The organism is Psychrobacter sp. MF31 (genome assembly GCF_012847335.1).
GTDB lineage: Bacteria > Pseudomonadota > Gammaproteobacteria > Pseudomonadales > Moraxellaceae > Psychrobacter.
Genome location: NZ_JABBDX010000002.1, coordinates 301,936 through 317,542 on the forward strand (window position 1 = coordinate 301,936; position 15,607 = coordinate 317,542).

Here is a 15,607-nt window from a genome sequence, read left to right on the forward strand (position 1 = left end):
GCTGAGATAGCTTTTTATAATGCTAAAATGCCGTTGTTTAAATTCATGATGAATACCGCTTTAATCATGGCACTTTTGATGGGTTTCAATGGTCGTGCTAAAAAAATTTGGCAGGCGAATTTTGAGTTGGCATAATGGTTGTGACATTTGATAACGTTAAGTTTAATTCATTCAAGTTAGGAGCAGACCATGACAGGCGCTTTGATGATCGATGTGGCAGGGACAGCGCTGTTATCCGAAGATAGCCAACTTATTAGCCAGCCGGAAGTTGGCGGGGTGATCTTGTTTGGGCGCAATGTGGCAAACGCTGCCCAAGTTCGCAAGCTTTGCGATGCCATTCGCGATTGCAATCCTGAGATTTTGATTGGCGTGGATCAAGAAGGCGGTCGCGTTGCTCGGCTGCGTGAGGGCTTTACCAAACTGCCCGCTATGGGCGCGATCGGAAAATTATTTGATACTGATCCTGATACTGCCAAAAGCTGCGCCTTTGATTGCGGCTACTTGATGGCTTGCGAGGTGCTGGCGGTGGGCATTGATATCAGCTTTGCGCCGGTTCTTGATCTTGATGATGTAAGCTTGGTCATTGGCGATCGCAGCTTTCATCAAGACCCAAAGGTGATTATTACGCTTGCTAATGAGTTTATGCGCGGGATGAAAGCAGCTGGCATGGCAACGACAGGAAAGCATTTTCCAGGTCATGGGGCGATTGCGCCGGACTCGCACGTCAGCGAAGCTATCGATAATCGCCAATTTGCTGAGATTATGGCGCGTGATATTCAGCCGTTTTTACAAACCATGCCGCTGCTTGATGCGTTGATGCCCGCTCACGTCATTTTTAGCCAAGTCGATGACCAGCCTGCCGGATTTTCTAAAGTTTGGCTACAAGATATTTTACGCGAAAAGCTTGGGTTTAAAGGTGTGATATTTTCAGACGATTTATCAATGGCAGGGGCTAAGATTGCAGGCGATATTGGCGCTCGCGTGACCGCCGCAATCCATGCAGGTTGCGATTTGGCATTGGTTTGCAATGACCGCTTAGCAGCCCTTGATGCGACTCAAGCCGTTAAAGCACTGCAACTTTCGCCCTCAAATCGGGTAGCGGCTATGAAAAGTCAAATCCCAACATGGCAAGGCAGCCTTGAAGCCACTTGCCAGCAATTTTCCCATTGGCAATCGGCAAAAGAGAATGTTAAGGCATCGTTTTTTGGAGAATCTCAATTCAAAGGTACTAATCAACAAGATAAGCCAATAGATCCAACTCATTATTCAGCGTCGTAATTTTTGACCCCAAAAATTTTAACGACAAAAAATTAATTTGACTGTGATATAACATAAAAAACCACCAAAGCGCTTGGTGGTTTTTTTTGACGTCAATTTACTTACTAATTTTTAACTACGGATTGCTTGTAGTAGTTCCAGCAGCGGCATTGTTAGCGTTTGGCTGGGTAGTCGTTGCCGTATTATTGATCGGCTTCACGTCAGTTTTTGGAACAGGAAGTGAGCTTTTTGGTGCAGGAGTTGGCACTTCATTTGGGTCGCGAGTCTCTGTCGTACCATTTGTCGTACCATTGTTATTCATCGTCGTATCGTTCATGCCACTATTCATATTGTCGGTATTGTTCATCGTGACGTTAGCGCCGCCAGATGTGCCTTCACGCTCGATCACCGGAACGTTAGTGCTGGTCGGTGGCATTGGATTCACGCCGCCAATATCAGCAACTTCTACGTTGTTGTTCATCGCAGTTTCATCATAAACGGTGAACTCAATGCGGCGGTTACGGAAGCGACCTTGATCGGTTGAGTTATCGGCGACCGGCTCCGTCTCACCTTTGCCTTGGATGATTAGCTTGCTTGGGTCAGCGCCTTTTGACACCATGTAATCTTTCATGGACTGGGCGCGCTCTTTGGATAGGTTCAAGTTGTAAGCTGGATCAGCCGTGCTGTCAGTATGACCGGTAATCAAAAGCTTCATGTCAGGCACTTTTTTCATGATTTCAACGGCGCGATCAAGAACGGGCTTGTTGACATCAGGAATGATGGCTTTATCGACATCAAAGTGAACAACTTGTAAGCTCAACGCACGAGCAACATCACGTGGGTCTGGATTTTCGCCCAAACGGTCAACAGCAATATTTGCCGCTTCAATACTGCGGTCGATCTCACCTTGTAAATCTAGCGGCTTTTCAGCGGTGACTATCATTGAAGGCGCCGCTGCTTGAATGTCGCTCACTAATTTTTGCAAGGCTGCGGTATCTGGAGCGTTAACAACGATGTCATTGCCTTTGATAAAGATGCTGGCGTTAGGAACGTTATTCACCAAAGGTAAAATGCTGGCAAGTTGTCCCGACGCTGGCATATCGGTTGCAAAGTTGTCATCAACGTCCGCGCGGCACTTGTCCGCATCGCCGCCAAAGGTGCTACTAAGCGCGCTCATGAGAGTACCTTGAAGCGCTTCGTTGCCCACGTTCATGCGACAAGCGTAAAGCGATCCTGGCGCGTCGCCTGTGGCAAGTCGTAACGAAGCTGGTTCAACATCGGTGACCGCAACAGCTTGACCGTCAGTTGCCGTTTGTTGGTCAGTGACGACAGGCGTTCCCACCGGTTCAGGATTGTTTTGACAACCGCGAAGCAGCGCCCAAGCCAGCGCCCCTAAAATAATTAAACCGATAATCGGCAATAGCGCCTTCATAAAGTTGCCTTGCGGCTCTGGCGTTTTTTGTAGGGGCGCGGTGCTGACGGTATCAGAAATGCGCTCGCCCACGGGAACCGCCGCTGCCGTTGGCGCTGCTGCAATCATTCCGGCAGGAATCAGTCCTGCTGCCCAAAGCGGGATATGATGCTGATAGCTGTTTAAATTATCATTCAAAAACTGGGGGACAGGCATTGTTCCTGCCAAGCTTTTGATTTCGTGATAAGCCAGCGGGGCTGCCATGGCAATCAATCCGCGAGCAGCGATGGGATCAACGTTATTTTCAGCGGCAAGCTCATTAGCGATTTGCTCTTTATGGCTACCTTCAGTCCAAATTCGGTCATAAAACCCTTGATCGTTATGGGCAATATTTTCGCTGCTAAAGCGGTTAAATACCTCAGGATCAGCAAGCTTTGCTGCAAAAATGGCATAAAACTGCTCAAGCAGGTGCATTTTAGCAGGCGAGCGGTCATCGCCAAGCACCGCTGGGCTAACAGTTCGTGTTAAGTGACTGATGATATCCATAAGAAAACTCCTCGAAATTATTGTTATAAAATAAATGATAATTTTAAAGTTGACTAAAACCAGTTAAAAATAGCATTTTGCAATTAGAAATTTTAATACTGCAAAACCATTTTTATTATAAAGCGGCAAATTATGACTCGGCTATGAAGTTGCTGTAGGGCAATTGCTAAGATAAGTAACGATTGAGTGAGCACAAGTAACTATTAGCAAGTATTCTCACATTTTTTTTACAAAAAACCGCCTAAGACTACCGTTTTCGCTTAAGCGGTTTTATTTTGGAGGATTAAAAGCTGTTTGAAATAACTTTTAATTATTGAGGATTATAATTATTGAGGATTGTTCTGATTCACATTTCGAACAGGGTCAGCGATGATGGTGGTATTGGCAATGTCATCGACTTCAGCTTGCGACAATTGACCATTTGCTGGTCGGTTATTTTGCGGCATTGAAGTGTTGCTAATGCTGCTTTGTGGTGGCGGCGCAGGCGCTGGGGTGATCGTATTATTGGTGACAGGTTGTGGGCTATTGTTAACGGGCGCTACTTGATTGCTCGGCGTGGTCACAGGAACGCTTTGCTGAGGTGCTGGGTTGACAATCGTCACAGGGTTGGGCGTTGGGGCTGTATTTTCATAAACAACGGTGGGCGCAGGTGCAGCTTGAGTCACGGTTGTGGTGGCAACCACAGGTCTTGCGGTGGTGATGGTCACGGTCGGCACTATGGCTTGAACATCCACGAGCAAGCGCTGCAATTGCGTCTCATCAGGCGCTTCTAAGCTGATGCTGTCATTTTGCAATTGAAATCTTGAAAACGGTGCGCTTCTCATCAGCGTTAAGACGTTCGGCAGCGTTTCGACATTGATGTTCGTAAGCGTGGTTGCAACACCGCTTCGAACGCTGATATCACAAATGCTGGCTTGAGCACCAAAGCTTGTGGTCAGCGCTTGTTGCAATTGCGCTTTTAAGTTGTCATCGCCAACGGTTGCCGAGCAGGTGTACAAATTGCCTGCATCATCAACGCCAACAACCAATTGCGCAGGCGTCACCACAGCAACAGGCGTTACCGTTTCAGGCGCAGTTGCCGCCGGATTAATCGCCACCGTTTCTACAGGCTCCTCACTAGGCTCGCGTAAAAACAGCCACCAAAGCAGCAATAACGCCAACAACCCTGCAACTAACAACAACAGGCGCACCATCATGTCATTACGCTGATTGCGAGCGCGAATCTCTGCTCGGGATTCAGGCACAGCAGCAACCGTATGGATCACCTCAGTTACAACTGGCTCTGGCACCCTTGTCAGCCCAATCACTGCCCCCGCCCAAGCCGGCAAGTAAGGTCTGATTTCGTTAAGGCGCAACTGCAAAAACGGCGGTAGCGGTTGATTGTTTGCTAAGATATTTAGCTCTTTAAACGCAAGGGGGGTGGCATGATTCACCAGCTGCTCAGTCGTTGCTGCATCAATATGATGGGTTCCGGCAAGCTCGTGGATGAGAAGCTGACGCTGACTTGGCTCGCTCCAAATTTGCTCAAATAACAGATTGCTCGGCGCAGGTTCCACCAAGCTGTCATAGCGTTGAAGCTGAGTGATCACCTCAGGGAGCGCCAAGCGGTTGACCAAAATGGCATAAAACTGCTCAAGTAAGTTTTGATGCGCCGCGCCGCCTGAATTGCCTAAAATTGCTGGGGTTACAGTACTGTCCAAATGATTAATGATTGTCATAAATTTCCGCCTGATTGATAACACAACAGTTTTTCCAAAAAAGTGATTATTTTCCAAAAGAATGAATAAAAAAATGATTTGGCTAAATATTATTTTTCCAAAAGTATAGTTTCCAAAATTTCCTCAGTAAAATTTTATAGCGTGAGCTTGTCGTTTTGGGGCTAATTCTTGCCCATACTGCGTTGCCAAAACGATAGCGCCATCATGCCAGAGATTAGACAAGATGGAGCACAAAAGTTGCTAAAATTGCTATGGTGTCAGTCAACCATAAAATTTGGTAATCGTATAGAAGCGAATCACGATAGCTTTGCCAAGATTCACGGCTGTTTTGTAGTTGAATGTAATTTGTGTTAATCATGAATTGAGCTTCAAAGCCAAACTGACTACTATAATTAAAGACCAGTAATCAAAGATCAATTTTTAAAAATCCTGCTTACTTTTGGCTGACGTTAAGGACAACCTTTGCTCACTCATACCACCTTAATTATTATCATCACGGTCATTGTTAGCCTCATGGCTTGGCAAAACAAAGCGCTGTTTAATCGGCTGATTTTTTACCCGCCAGCGGTCAGCGCAGGCCAATGGGACAGATTTGTGACGCACGGCTTTATCCACGCCGACAGCATGCATTTATTGTTTAATATGTTCACCCTGTACTTTTTTGGGCGGGCAATTGAAGGCTTATATCGCGAGTTTGTGTTCGGCTATGGCTTTGTGATTTTTTATGTGCTGGCGATTGTGGCTGCCATGATTCCAAGCTATATTAAAAACAAACACAACGCGAGCTATTTGAGCCTTGGGGCGTCAGGCGGCGTGTCAGCGGTGCTGTTTGCCTTTATTTTAATTGCACCTTGGGAAATGATTTATTTATTTGCCATTGTACCGATTCCAGCAATTGTTTTTGCCATTGCTTATGTGGCTTATAGCATTTACGCCAACAAACAAGGCAACTCAAATATCAATCATATGGCGCATTTGTGGGGCGGCGCGTTTGGGGTAGTGGCAACCATTTTATTGCACCCCTCAATTTTATTGCACTTTTTTAATGCGCTGATTTCTCCTCAATTTTAAGCTTGTTTCTACAAAACATTCATTTAAACGCTTCTTTTTATCCATTTAATAAATAAAGGCTGCCTTTTAATTGACAGCCTAAACTCATTGACAATTAAAAAGTTTATTCATATGAGGAGGTAAAATTATGATTATTGATATCATCGGTGATATTCATGGTTATGCGGACAAGCTTGAAGGGTTACTCCATCAGCTTGGTTATCGCCATAACGGCACGTATTTTGAGCCGCCAAAAGGTCATCGAGCGCTGTTTATCGGTGATTTAATCGATCGTGGCTCACAAGAAATTGCCACCCTTGACATCGTGTTTGCCATGATTGATCACGATGTGGCAGACGCAGTCATGGGAAATCATGAGTACAACGCGCTGGCGTTTGCAACGCCCAATCCGTATAGACCAGAGGAATATTTGCGATCGCACAGTGACGTTCACCGCCGTCAGCATGAGGCATTTTTAAAAGAAGCGCCAATGGGGTCGAAGCTTCATGACTATTGGCTGTCACGATTTTATGAGATTCCGCTTTGGCTTGAAACCGATTATGCTTGCTTTGTTCATGCCTGTTGGGATGTGGATAGCATGGCGGTGCTAGCGCCATTATTAACCGAAAATCACTGCTTAACTTATGAGGCGTTGGTGGCAACGTCGCAAAAAGGAACTCCGGAATTTGATGCGCTTGAGCGGGTGCTCAAAGGGGTGGAGACGCCGCTTCCAGACGGGCTTGTGATGGTTGATAAAGAAGGGGCTGAACGCAAAAATGTCCGCGTTCGTTGGTGGCTTGATGATTTGGACTCAAAAACCATTCACGAGATTGCGCGAGCGCCAAAATCAAACTTGGCGCTTATCCCAACTGATGCCTTAGCTGAAAATATCAATTTTGCCTTAAAAACGCAAAAGCCGGTGTTCGTGGGTCACTATTGGCTAACCGGAAGCCCTGAACCCTTAAGCCCGCAGGTGATTTGTACCGATTATTCGGCGGCGGTCGATAGCGGTTATTTGACTTGTTATCAGTTTGATACCGAATGCCCGTTACCATTGTCAGCGGATAATTTTGTTCAGTATCGCCACGATTAACCCATGATGACCTTTAAACTTACTGTCCTTTAAAAAAGTCAGCTTGGATAAATAATCGCAATCCTGACTTTACGCCGCCTTGACATCTTAGTATGATAATCGTTTTGCGGGAATTGCATCATGAGCCAAGCACCCAATCAAGCCGCTTTAAATCACTCTAATGTCCCTGAGCCGATCGCCTCACCAAAAGGGGTCGCCAAAGTTGGCATCATCATGGGATCGCAGTCCGATTGGGCAACGATGCGCGAGGCGGCGCTATTGCTTTCAGAATTTGATATTGCCTTTTCTTGTGAAGTGGTGTCGGCGCACCGAACGCCTGACCGCTTATTTGATTTTGCCAAATCAGCAAAAGCCAATGGTTTGCAAGTCATCATTGCAGGGGCAGGCGGCGCCGCCCATCTGCCCGGAATGTGTGCCAGCCAAACATCCTTGCCAGTGCTTGGCGTTCCAGTAAAATCATCCATTCTAAGCGGTTGGGACAGCTTGTTATCCATCGTTCAGATGCCAAAAGGCGTGGCGGTTGGCACGCTTGCGATCGGAACGGCAGGGGCTTATAACGCCGCGCTGCTTGCGATTCAAATTTTAGCGCTTCATGATGGTGCGATTGCTCAAAAGCTGAACCAATTGCGCCAAAAGCAAACCGAAACGGTGCTTGCAAGTCCCACTCCAGGAATCATTACAGGCTAAAATTGTGACTGATGATCGTATCCGTCTTCGCATTAACTTGGCTATTGACATCATTATTGATTTCAGATAGCTTTTAGCTTCAAGGTGCAAATCTGCACCTTTTCTTATTTTTAAGCGCTGAGCGACTGACCACGCGCTTGCCCCCTTATTTTTAATTTTAACAAAAAAAAGAGCGACTCATGACCCAAGCCCACTCCCCTTATAAAGCTCCCAAAACCATTGGTATTTTAGGCGGCGGTCAGCTGGCGATGATGCTGGCTGAAGCGGCAATTCCGCTTGGGTTTCGCTGCGTATTTTTAGAAGATGGCGACAACTGCCCAGCCAGCCTTTACGGTCAAGTATTTAAAAGCGATGAGCTTGAGGCGTTTATTGAAGCCTCCGATGTGTTCACCCTTGAGTTTGAAAATACACCGACCGAAACCGTTGAAAAACTTGCCAAGTTATCTAGTCAAAAAGGCGCCAATAAGCTTGGCATGTTTCCACCGCCAATTGCACTCGATATCGCTCAAGACCGCCTAAAAGAAAAGCGCATGTTCAATGAGCTTGATATCCAAACTGTACCGTTCGAAGCGGTCAGCTCACTTGAGGATTTACAAAGCGCTTGCCAAAATCTTGGCTTGCCTATTGTCCTTAAAACCAGTCGCGGCGGCTATGATGGCAAAGGTCAAGTGGTCATCAAAGTGGAAACTGAGATTGCTCAAGCTTGGAATGAATTAAAAGACGCCGTCAGTGGTCAAGGTCAACTGACCTCAACGCCTGCCCCGCTCATTGCCGAAGGTTTTGTAAACTTTAGCCGTGAGGTGTCCATCATTGCCGCTCGCGATCAAAACGGTATCGTTCGCTGCTATGATTTGGTTGAAAACCATCATTTCGAAGGCATTTTGGCTAAAACGCAAGCTCCTGCCGTGGGGACGAGCCATTTGATTAATCCGGCACAATCTGCCATCAGCAAAATCATGGCGCACCTTGATTACGTTGGCGTATTGGCGCTTGAGTTGTTTGTTTCCAAAGATGCTCGCGGTCATGATTATTTGGTTGCCAATGAGATTGCCCCGCGCGTTCACAACTCAGGTCATTGGAGCATTGAGGGCGCCATCACCAGTCAGTTTGAAAACCATATTCGTGCCGTGACAGGATTGCCGCTTGGCGATACCGACAACGTTCATCCGTCGATTATGATTAACGTCATCGGTCAATATCCGGACACCAAAGCCCTGCTTGCCATCGATAGCGTCCATTATCACAGCTACCATAAAACTGAGCGTCAAGGTCGCAAAATCGCCCATATCACCGTCATGCCAAATGATGTCAGCGATTTAGAACCTGCCTTAAGTAAAATCATCGCCGTATTACCCAATAAAGTCGGTCTTGAAAAAACGGTAACGCCTGTTGCTACCCCAATTGAAAACGCCGCTTTGGAAAACAATTCCTTAGAAGACAACGCTTTAGCAGCTACCAAGCAATCAGAAGTTAAAACTGTTGCTAACGATAAAGCAGATAATAAGGCAGCAAAATAATGCAAATTTGGGTTGATGCCGACGCCATTCCGCTCATTGCCAAAGACATCATCATCAAAACGGCGGAGCGGACGCAAACTTGCGCCATTTTTGTTGCCAATCAGCCCATTAAGCTTAAAAAATCCAAGCTGTTGACCATGACCGTCGTTCCGCAAGGTTTTGATAAAGCCGATGACTTTATCGCCGAGTCTTGCCAAAAGGGCGATTTGGTCATCACCAGTGACATTCCCCTTGCCAATGACGTGTTAGAAAAAGGCGCAAAAGTGCTCACCCCGCGCGGCGTCATTTACAATCAGGACAACATCAAGCAAAAGCTGAACATGCGCGACTTTATGGACACCATGCGCGGAACGGGCGTTTTGGAGTTGCAAGACATGTCAGGTCAAAAACCCTTTGGTGATCGCGATAAAAAAGCCTTTGCCGATAGCATGAACCGTTTAGTTCGCTAGGAATTTAAGCTTAGGATTTTTTAAAATTTCAGGCTTTAAAAGTTATGCCAAATCACTTGGAAATGGAATCACCTCACTCAGCGATGTTGCCCCTATTAACACCATTAAAAGCCGATCAAAACCAACCGCAATGCCGCTGCAATTAGGTAGGTTTTCACTTGCCGCCAGCAAATGCTCATCAATTGGCATAACCGGCAGTCCATGATAACGGCGGCGAGCATTGTCCGCCTCAAAGCGCTCGCGAAGTAGCGCGCTGTCCGCCAATTCATCATAAGCATTGGCAATTTCAATGCCGTTAATATAAAGCTCAAATCGGCGTGCCACCTCATTGCCATCTTTATCAAGCGCGGTTTTGGCAAGGGCAGCGGTGGCTTTGGGATAATCAATGATTAAGGTCGGCAACTCGTGACCCAAGTTTGGCTCAACCAAATGGCTAAACAGCAAATCAAGCCAACCTTGGCGAATATCCTCGCTATCCAGTCCCGAAAAATCAACCGATGCCACGCCTTTATCAGCGGCAATCGCTTGAAGCGCGGCGGTACTTGCGGTAAGCGGATGAATTCCAACAAAGTCCAAAAATGCATCAATATAGCGGTAATGATTGAGAACGACGGGACGTTTTGACACCGCCTCAAGCAATAGCCTTAATTCCTCGGCAAGCTGATTTAAGCTAAAATCAGGACGATACCATTCAAGCATGGTAAATTCGATATTATGGCGACGACCGATTTCATTGTCACGAAAGACAGGGCAAATTTGAAATATCGGCGCGCGCCAACTTGCCAACAGCCGCTTCATGGCAAATTCAGGCGAGGTTTGCAAATAATAATTCAGCGGCTTATCTTGATAATGAACGTCCGAGCGAACCGATTGCAAAAAGGTATCGGTATTCGCCGACCGTGATAATAGCGGCGTTTGGACTTCCAAAACCTCTTTTTCGGCAAAAAATGCGCGGATATCAGCAAGCAATGTTGCTCGGCGCTTTGCCATGGCAAGCGTCATCGTCGGCGCAAAGCTTGGCAGCTTTGAATTACCATTTAAAAATTCTGAGTTTTGCGCCGTCATAAGATTGCCTTTTTTGCCATTTTACCAGTCATTATGTTTTAACGATTAAATGCTCATGTCGCTTTGCCACTCGCGGCGAAGTCGATAATCGCGGCGCAGTTGGTCAAAGTCTTTACCTGCAACGATACCGCCGCGAACCACTGCCCGAAGTGCGGCATCATCTTGTAAAATATTATAAAACTTAATGAGTCTGTCCGGATGGGCTTTGAGCTCTGACCACAAATAGCAGTTTTCAGGCAATAGCTGCTGCATGGCTTGCTTGTGCTCAATCCCCATTCGCTCGCAAAGCGCGTCATAAATCATCTGCGTGCCGCGAAGTTTACCCTCCAAGCTATAACCGGCAATGTGCGGCGTGGCAATGGCAAGCTTGGCTAAAAAATCGCTATCGATGGTCGGCTCATGCTCGAACACGTCCAAAACCACTTGCCGACCCGTGTTATCAATATCAAGACTAAGCGCCGCCTCGCTCACCACTGCACCGCGAGCGGTATTAATAAGCATGGTATCCTTAGGCATTTTTGCCAATGCTGCCGCATCAATCAAATGCCGCGTTGGATAATCGCTACCATCAATAGGATCAACCGATTTATTCACGGTTAATGGCACATGAAGGCTAACCACATCACTTTGGCTAATGACCGTCTCAAAACTTGAATTGTTGATATTGGACTCTGGCAATAACGGATCATAGCCCAAAACCTGCCAGCCCAAATCCGCCGCATAGCTTGCAAGCGTACTGCCAATATTTCCCAAACCAATAATGCCGAGGGTTAACGGTTTTTGCCAGTACTCAGGTCGCAAGGTTAAAATGGCAGTGATCACGTATTGCGCGACCGAATGCTTGCTGCTGCCCGCGGCATTGGCAAAGGTGATATTACGCTTCGCTAAATAATGCTGATCAACATGGTCAGTGCCAATCGTTGCTGACCCTACAAAGCGGACGCTGTTATTGTCCTTTAATAAGTCTTCATTAACGGGCGTGACGGAGCGGATAAGTAAAATTTGCGGCTGCATTTTTGCTAAAAAATCAGCAGTAATCTCACGACCGGCAGTGGTGATGATATTTACCGCTTTTGAATTGACCCCTTCTTGCGACAAGGTGGTTTCATTAAAAAACGCCTCAAGGCTTGCAATATTCATGTCGGCGACAATGGTTAAGGGTTGATTATGTTCCCTAGTATTTGGCATCGTTATGGTTCCTTATTTTTAGTGGTTATTTTTATAGTAGCATGAATCAATGCGCGCTATTTTTCATGAGTTTTAGTGATTGTGTCATCCGTAATTTCCACCACGTTAGCATCCGCTTGCAGCGCCGTTTTGCGATCGGCAGTTTCATCAAGCATCACCTCTTTTGGTGAAAATATCTCATTTTTATGCTGCGAAATCCACTCGCGCCAAACGGCAAGACCGATCGCCAATACCACAGGACCTATGAACAATCCCACAAAGCCAAATGCCGTAAGACCGCCTAAAACGCCAATAAAGATAATGATAAAGGGGATTTTGGTGGCACCACTAATCACAATCGGGCGAATCAAATTGTCCACCCAACTGATGACCAAAATGCCCCAAAGCCCAAGACCAATGCCCTCAATGTTGTGACCTTGGCTGAGTAACCAAATTGACATTCCGCCCCAAGCAAACGGCGTCCCAAACGGAATCAGCGCCACAATAAAGGTAACAATGGTAAATAAAATCGGGCTTGGCGCGCCGGCAAAATAATAGCCAATCCCAGCAAGCAACGCTTGGGCAAGTGCGGTCAACCCAATACCATAAACGACTGCCCGTGTTGTCATACCCACCGAATCAATATAGCCATCGATGCGATTGCCAATGATGTTTCGCAGCGCTTGGCGGACTTGGCGGATCAAATTGATGCCGTCGCGATAGAAAAAAAACAACGTCATCAATGCCATTCCAAGCTTGGCAAGACCGCTTGCCACCACATCGAGCGCCACTTTGCCATAGTACAGATGCGACTGAACCCAAACGCGAACGGCTTCAAGCGCGCCTTCAGGGTTTTTATTGATTTGCCAAAGCATGTCTTTGATCGGCTGACCGATGACCGGAAGCTGTTTGATGGCATCAGGAACGTCCAAATAACCGACTTTCACCCGATAAATTAGATTGGTAATTAAGCTTAGCGCTTCTTGCTGCAAAATAAATATCCCAATCACTAAAGGAACACCGATCATTAAAGTGATGCCAACGGTCATGATGGCAGCGCTAAAATTAGAGCTTAAGCGCACTTTTTCATGAAAAAATTTATAAATTGGAAAGGTCACATAAGCTAAAATCGCCGCCCAAATGGCAGGAACAATAAAAAACTGAACCACTTGAAAGCATAAAATAAACAGCACCACCAATAAGGTGATGGCAAGCAAGCGCTGAATAATAAACTCTTTTGTCCAATTTTCTATCATCGCTTGTCATCCATCTGCTTTATTTGTTGGAAAAGATTAGGGAGCTGATTATTTGGTGTTTTTTGACCGATTTGTCGCGCCTTTATTTTGGCATTATGCAACAACTTGCCAATAATGAATAATATCATGATGTAATTTTTGCTTACAATGTTACTAAGGCTGAATACCATAAAAATAGCCCTTGCAAGTTTAAATAATCAGCCTATTTCTAACTGACAAACAAGTAACTGATCAGTCATCACCAAAGCGTTTTTAAGCAGTCCTATTACAGCCTTTAATTGCCTAGGATTACCGCGCGGTTTAGCGATTGTTATTTACCCCAAAATCTTGTTGCCTTTTTCTTAGAATTCAGAATTAATGCTATACTAACAGCCTTTATTACTGATTTAATTGATGATAACGCGGCGGATTTGGTCAATGGTTGCCAACGTTGCCAGCGATTTTGATGGAAAGCTTGCTGCTCGATTGGGCGGATATCAAAAATACCAACATTTGGATTAGGATTCTGATAAGCAAGCGTTTTATTCCCCGTTTTGCTTTATTGGCAAAGCATTATTTTGGCTTCATCGTTTATTTATTAATAATAACTTAAATTTTTTAGCACATTCATAGGAACAATAACAATGTCAAAAGAGACTGAAACCTCATCCACTAAGGCGCAATTGCCGCCTGAGATTACCTTTGCCATGGCGCAGTCGCATTTTTTGGTGGGCGATATCAGCAATAACGTGAAAAAAATGCGCGCGCTGGCGATTGAGGCTCGCGATAAAGGCGCGGATGTGATCGTATTTCCGGAGCTTGGGCTGCTCGGCTATCCGCCGCAAGATTTGCTCTTGCGACCAAGCTTATCAGGTCGCATTAAAAGCGCGCTTGCAAGCTTAAGCGATATTGAAGATATCGTCATGATCGTCGGCTATCCCCACATTGACCATCATGGCACGTTTAACTCAGCGGCGATTTTGCACAACGGTCAGCAAAAAGGCTTTTATCATAAGCAGTATTTGCCCAACTACGGCGTGTTTGATGAGCGCCGCTATTTTGATAAAGGTCGCAATCAAGTCTTGTTTGATTATAAAGGCGTGACCATCGGTTTGCTCATTTGCGAAGATTTGTGGGAAAAAAATCTGATCTCGGAGCTTAAAGATCAAGGCGCTCAGTTGATTGTCAGCTTAAATGCTTCACCATTTGAGATGGATAAGCAAGAGTCAAGAAAAGCCATGCTTGCCAAACGCAGCACCGACAATGATTTGCCGATTTTGTATATCAATGCTGTTGGCGGTCAAGATGACTTGGTTTTTGATGGCGGCTCGCTTGCGGTTCAGGCAAATGGGGATGTGGCTCACGAAGCCTCACGGTTTTTGGAGTGCTTACGAATTGTCAAATTTGACGTCAAAAATTTACGCTTTGACAGCCAAACCAAAGCGCCGCTTACCTTAAGCCACGAGTCCGAAATGTATCAAGCGCTGGTTGTTGGACTTCGTGATTATGTCAATTATTCCGGCTTTGGTGGGGTGATTTTAGGATTGTCCGGCGGCATTGATTCGGCGCTAAGCCTTTGTATCGCCGTTGATGCCTTGGGCGCGGACAAGGTTTATGCGGTGATGATGCCGTATGAATATACCTCAAAAATCAGCCTTGAGGACGCGCAAGCGCAAGCTCGAAGATTAAATGTGTCCTACACCGTTTGCCCGATTTTCGATGCGGTTGAAGGTATTCGGCACACTTTAGCGCCCTTATTTAACAAATCACCGCTTGATGCGACCGAAGAGAACATCCAAGCTCGCGCTCGCGGGGTGATTTTGATGGCGCTGTCCAATAAATTTGGGCATCTGGTCATCACTACGGGCAACAAGTCCGAGCTTGCCGTGGGTTACTCGACCCTTTATGGCGATATGGCGGGCGGCTTTGATGTGTTAAAAGACGTTTATAAATCGCAAGTTTACCGCTTGGCTAACTACCGCAACCGCTTGGAGGACACGCCGGTCATCCCTGAGCGCGTCATCACGCGAGCGCCGTCGGCTGAGCTTCGCGCCGATCAAGAAGACCAAGACAGCCTGCCCGATTATGACGTTCTTGATGTGATTTTGGCGCTGTATATTGATGACGATTTGGGCTATCAAGACATTGTTGAAAAAGGGTTTGACGCTGAGTTGGTCGCAAAAATCATCAAGATGGTCGATAACAGCGAATTTAAACGCCAACAAGCTGCCATTGGCACTAAAATCACCAAAAAAGCGTTTGGTCGTGAGCGGCGCTACCCACTTGTCAACAAATGGTCGATTAAAGGCTAACGGATTTTCCAAGAGATGATAGAAGCTGGGGAATCCCAGCTTTTTTTGTTGCTGATTTTAACTTACTGACTTTTATTTCATTTTTTATTTTACTGCTTTT

At 46.1% G+C, this 15,607-nt stretch carries 12 protein-coding genes; 7 read left to right on the top strand and 5 right to left on the bottom strand.

Features of this window, described 5'->3' with window-relative positions:
- Positions 1-189: 189 nt before the first annotated feature.
- On the top strand, positions 190-1,278 hold the full coding sequence (nagZ, locus tag HF322_RS04500) for a beta-N-acetylhexosaminidase (protein ID WP_169392205.1): 1,089 nt from the start codon (positions 190-192) through the stop codon (positions 1,276-1,278).
- A 115-nt stretch (positions 1,279-1,393) separates the two neighbouring features.
- Here the strand turns inward: nagZ and HF322_RS04505 are convergent, their stop codons facing one another.
- Together HF322_RS04505 and HF322_RS04510 are read right to left on the bottom strand one after the other, a co-directional pair.
- Positions 1,394-3,214 (bottom strand): OmpA family protein, encoded by a 1,821-nt coding sequence (locus HF322_RS04505; RefSeq protein ID WP_169392206.1) that lies wholly within the window; start codon positions 3,212-3,214, stop codon positions 1,394-1,396.
- Positions 3,215-3,540: 326 nt separating this feature from the next.
- Entirely contained in the window at positions 3,541-4,932 is a 1,392-nt protein-coding gene (locus tag HF322_RS04510) for a hypothetical protein (protein WP_169392207.1), read from the bottom strand.
- Between the two features lie 513 nt (positions 4,933-5,445).
- On the opposite strand from HF322_RS04510, the gene HF322_RS04515 reads away from it, so the two are divergent.
- The 5 genes from HF322_RS04515 to HF322_RS04535 all read left to right on the top strand — a co-directional run bounded on the left by HF322_RS04515 (position 5,446) and on the right by HF322_RS04535 (position 9,728).
- Positions 5,446-6,003 (top strand): rhomboid family intramembrane serine protease, encoded by a 558-nt coding sequence (locus tag HF322_RS04515; RefSeq protein ID WP_169392307.1) that lies wholly within the window; start codon positions 5,446-5,448, stop codon positions 6,001-6,003.
- Between the two features lie 127 nt (positions 6,004-6,130).
- Positions 6,131-7,075, top strand: a complete 945-nt coding sequence (locus HF322_RS04520) for a metallophosphoesterase (protein ID WP_169392208.1) — start codon at positions 6,131-6,133, stop codon at positions 7,073-7,075.
- Positions 7,076-7,195: 120 nt separating this feature from the next.
- On the top strand, positions 7,196-7,762 hold the full coding sequence (gene purE / locus HF322_RS04525; protein ID WP_169392209.1) for a 5-(carboxyamino)imidazole ribonucleotide mutase: 567 nt from the start codon (positions 7,196-7,198) through the stop codon (positions 7,760-7,762).
- Positions 7,763-7,941: 179 nt separating this feature from the next.
- Positions 7,942-9,279: a 5-(carboxyamino)imidazole ribonucleotide synthase gene (locus HF322_RS04530; protein ID WP_169392210.1), complete on the top strand. Its 1,338-nt coding sequence runs from the start codon at positions 7,942-7,944 to the stop codon at positions 9,277-9,279.
- Positions 9,279-9,728, top strand: a complete 450-nt coding sequence (locus HF322_RS04535) for a YaiI/YqxD family protein (protein ID WP_169392211.1) — start codon at positions 9,279-9,281, stop codon at positions 9,726-9,728. The genes HF322_RS04530 and HF322_RS04535 overlap by 1 nt, the downstream gene beginning before the upstream one ends.
- A 42-nt stretch (positions 9,729-9,770) precedes the next feature.
- Here HF322_RS04535 and epmA read toward each other — a convergent pair whose 3' ends face one another.
- Genes epmA through HF322_RS04550 form a run of 3 tightly spaced genes read right to left on the bottom strand, consistent with a single transcriptional unit; the run spans position 9,771 to position 13,216 of the window.
- Complete coding sequence (gene epmA, locus HF322_RS04540) at positions 9,771-10,793, bottom strand: EF-P lysine aminoacylase EpmA (protein WP_169392212.1); 1,023 nt, start codon at positions 10,791-10,793, stop codon at positions 9,771-9,773.
- A gap of 45 nt (positions 10,794-10,838) precedes the next feature.
- Entirely contained in the window at positions 10,839-11,981 is a 1,143-nt protein-coding gene (locus HF322_RS04545; protein ID WP_169392213.1) for a 4-phosphoerythronate dehydrogenase, read from the bottom strand.
- Between the two features lie 56 nt (positions 11,982-12,037).
- Positions 12,038-13,216, bottom strand: a complete 1,179-nt coding sequence (locus HF322_RS04550) for an AI-2E family transporter (RefSeq protein ID WP_169392214.1) — start codon at positions 13,214-13,216, stop codon at positions 12,038-12,040.
- 623 nt (positions 13,217-13,839) lie between these two features.
- Between HF322_RS04550 and HF322_RS04555 the strand changes: the two genes are divergently transcribed.
- The gene (locus HF322_RS04555) at positions 13,840-15,507 is read left to right on the top strand and encodes an NAD+ synthase (RefSeq protein WP_169392215.1); all 1,668 of its coding nucleotides are present in this window, start codon (positions 13,840-13,842) and stop codon (positions 15,505-15,507) included.
- Positions 15,508-15,607 lie beyond the last annotated feature (100 nt).

Bases quoted from the DNA above. Each gene is read 5' to 3' on its own strand.
- nagZ (WP_169392205.1), top strand. From the start codon at position 190: ATGACAGGCGCTTTGATGATCGATGTGGCAGGGACAGCGCTGTTATCC.
- HF322_RS04505 (WP_169392206.1), bottom strand. From the start codon at position 3,214: ATGGATATCATCAGTCACTTAACACGAACTGTTAGCCCAGCGGTGCTT.
- HF322_RS04510 (WP_169392207.1), bottom strand. From the start codon at position 4,932: ATGACAATCATTAATCATTTGGACAGTACTGTAACCCCAGCAATTTTA.
- HF322_RS04515 (WP_169392307.1), top strand. From the start codon at position 5,446: ATGGCTTGGCAAAACAAAGCGCTGTTTAATCGGCTGATTTTTTACCCG.
- HF322_RS04520 (WP_169392208.1), top strand. From the start codon at position 6,131: ATGATTATTGATATCATCGGTGATATTCATGGTTATGCGGACAAGCTT.
- purE (WP_169392209.1), top strand. From the start codon at position 7,196: ATGAGCCAAGCACCCAATCAAGCCGCTTTAAATCACTCTAATGTCCCT.
- HF322_RS04530 (WP_169392210.1), top strand. From the start codon at position 7,942: ATGACCCAAGCCCACTCCCCTTATAAAGCTCCCAAAACCATTGGTATT.
- HF322_RS04535 (WP_169392211.1), top strand. From the start codon at position 9,279: ATGCAAATTTGGGTTGATGCCGACGCCATTCCGCTCATTGCCAAAGAC.
- epmA (WP_169392212.1), bottom strand. From the start codon at position 10,793: ATGACGGCGCAAAACTCAGAATTTTTAAATGGTAATTCAAAGCTGCCA.
- HF322_RS04545 (WP_169392213.1), bottom strand. From the start codon at position 11,981: ATGCCAAATACTAGGGAACATAATCAACCCTTAACCATTGTCGCCGAC.
- HF322_RS04550 (WP_169392214.1), bottom strand. From the start codon at position 13,216: ATGATAGAAAATTGGACAAAAGAGTTTATTATTCAGCGCTTGCTTGCC.
- HF322_RS04555 (WP_169392215.1), top strand. From the start codon at position 13,840: ATGTCAAAAGAGACTGAAACCTCATCCACTAAGGCGCAATTGCCGCCT.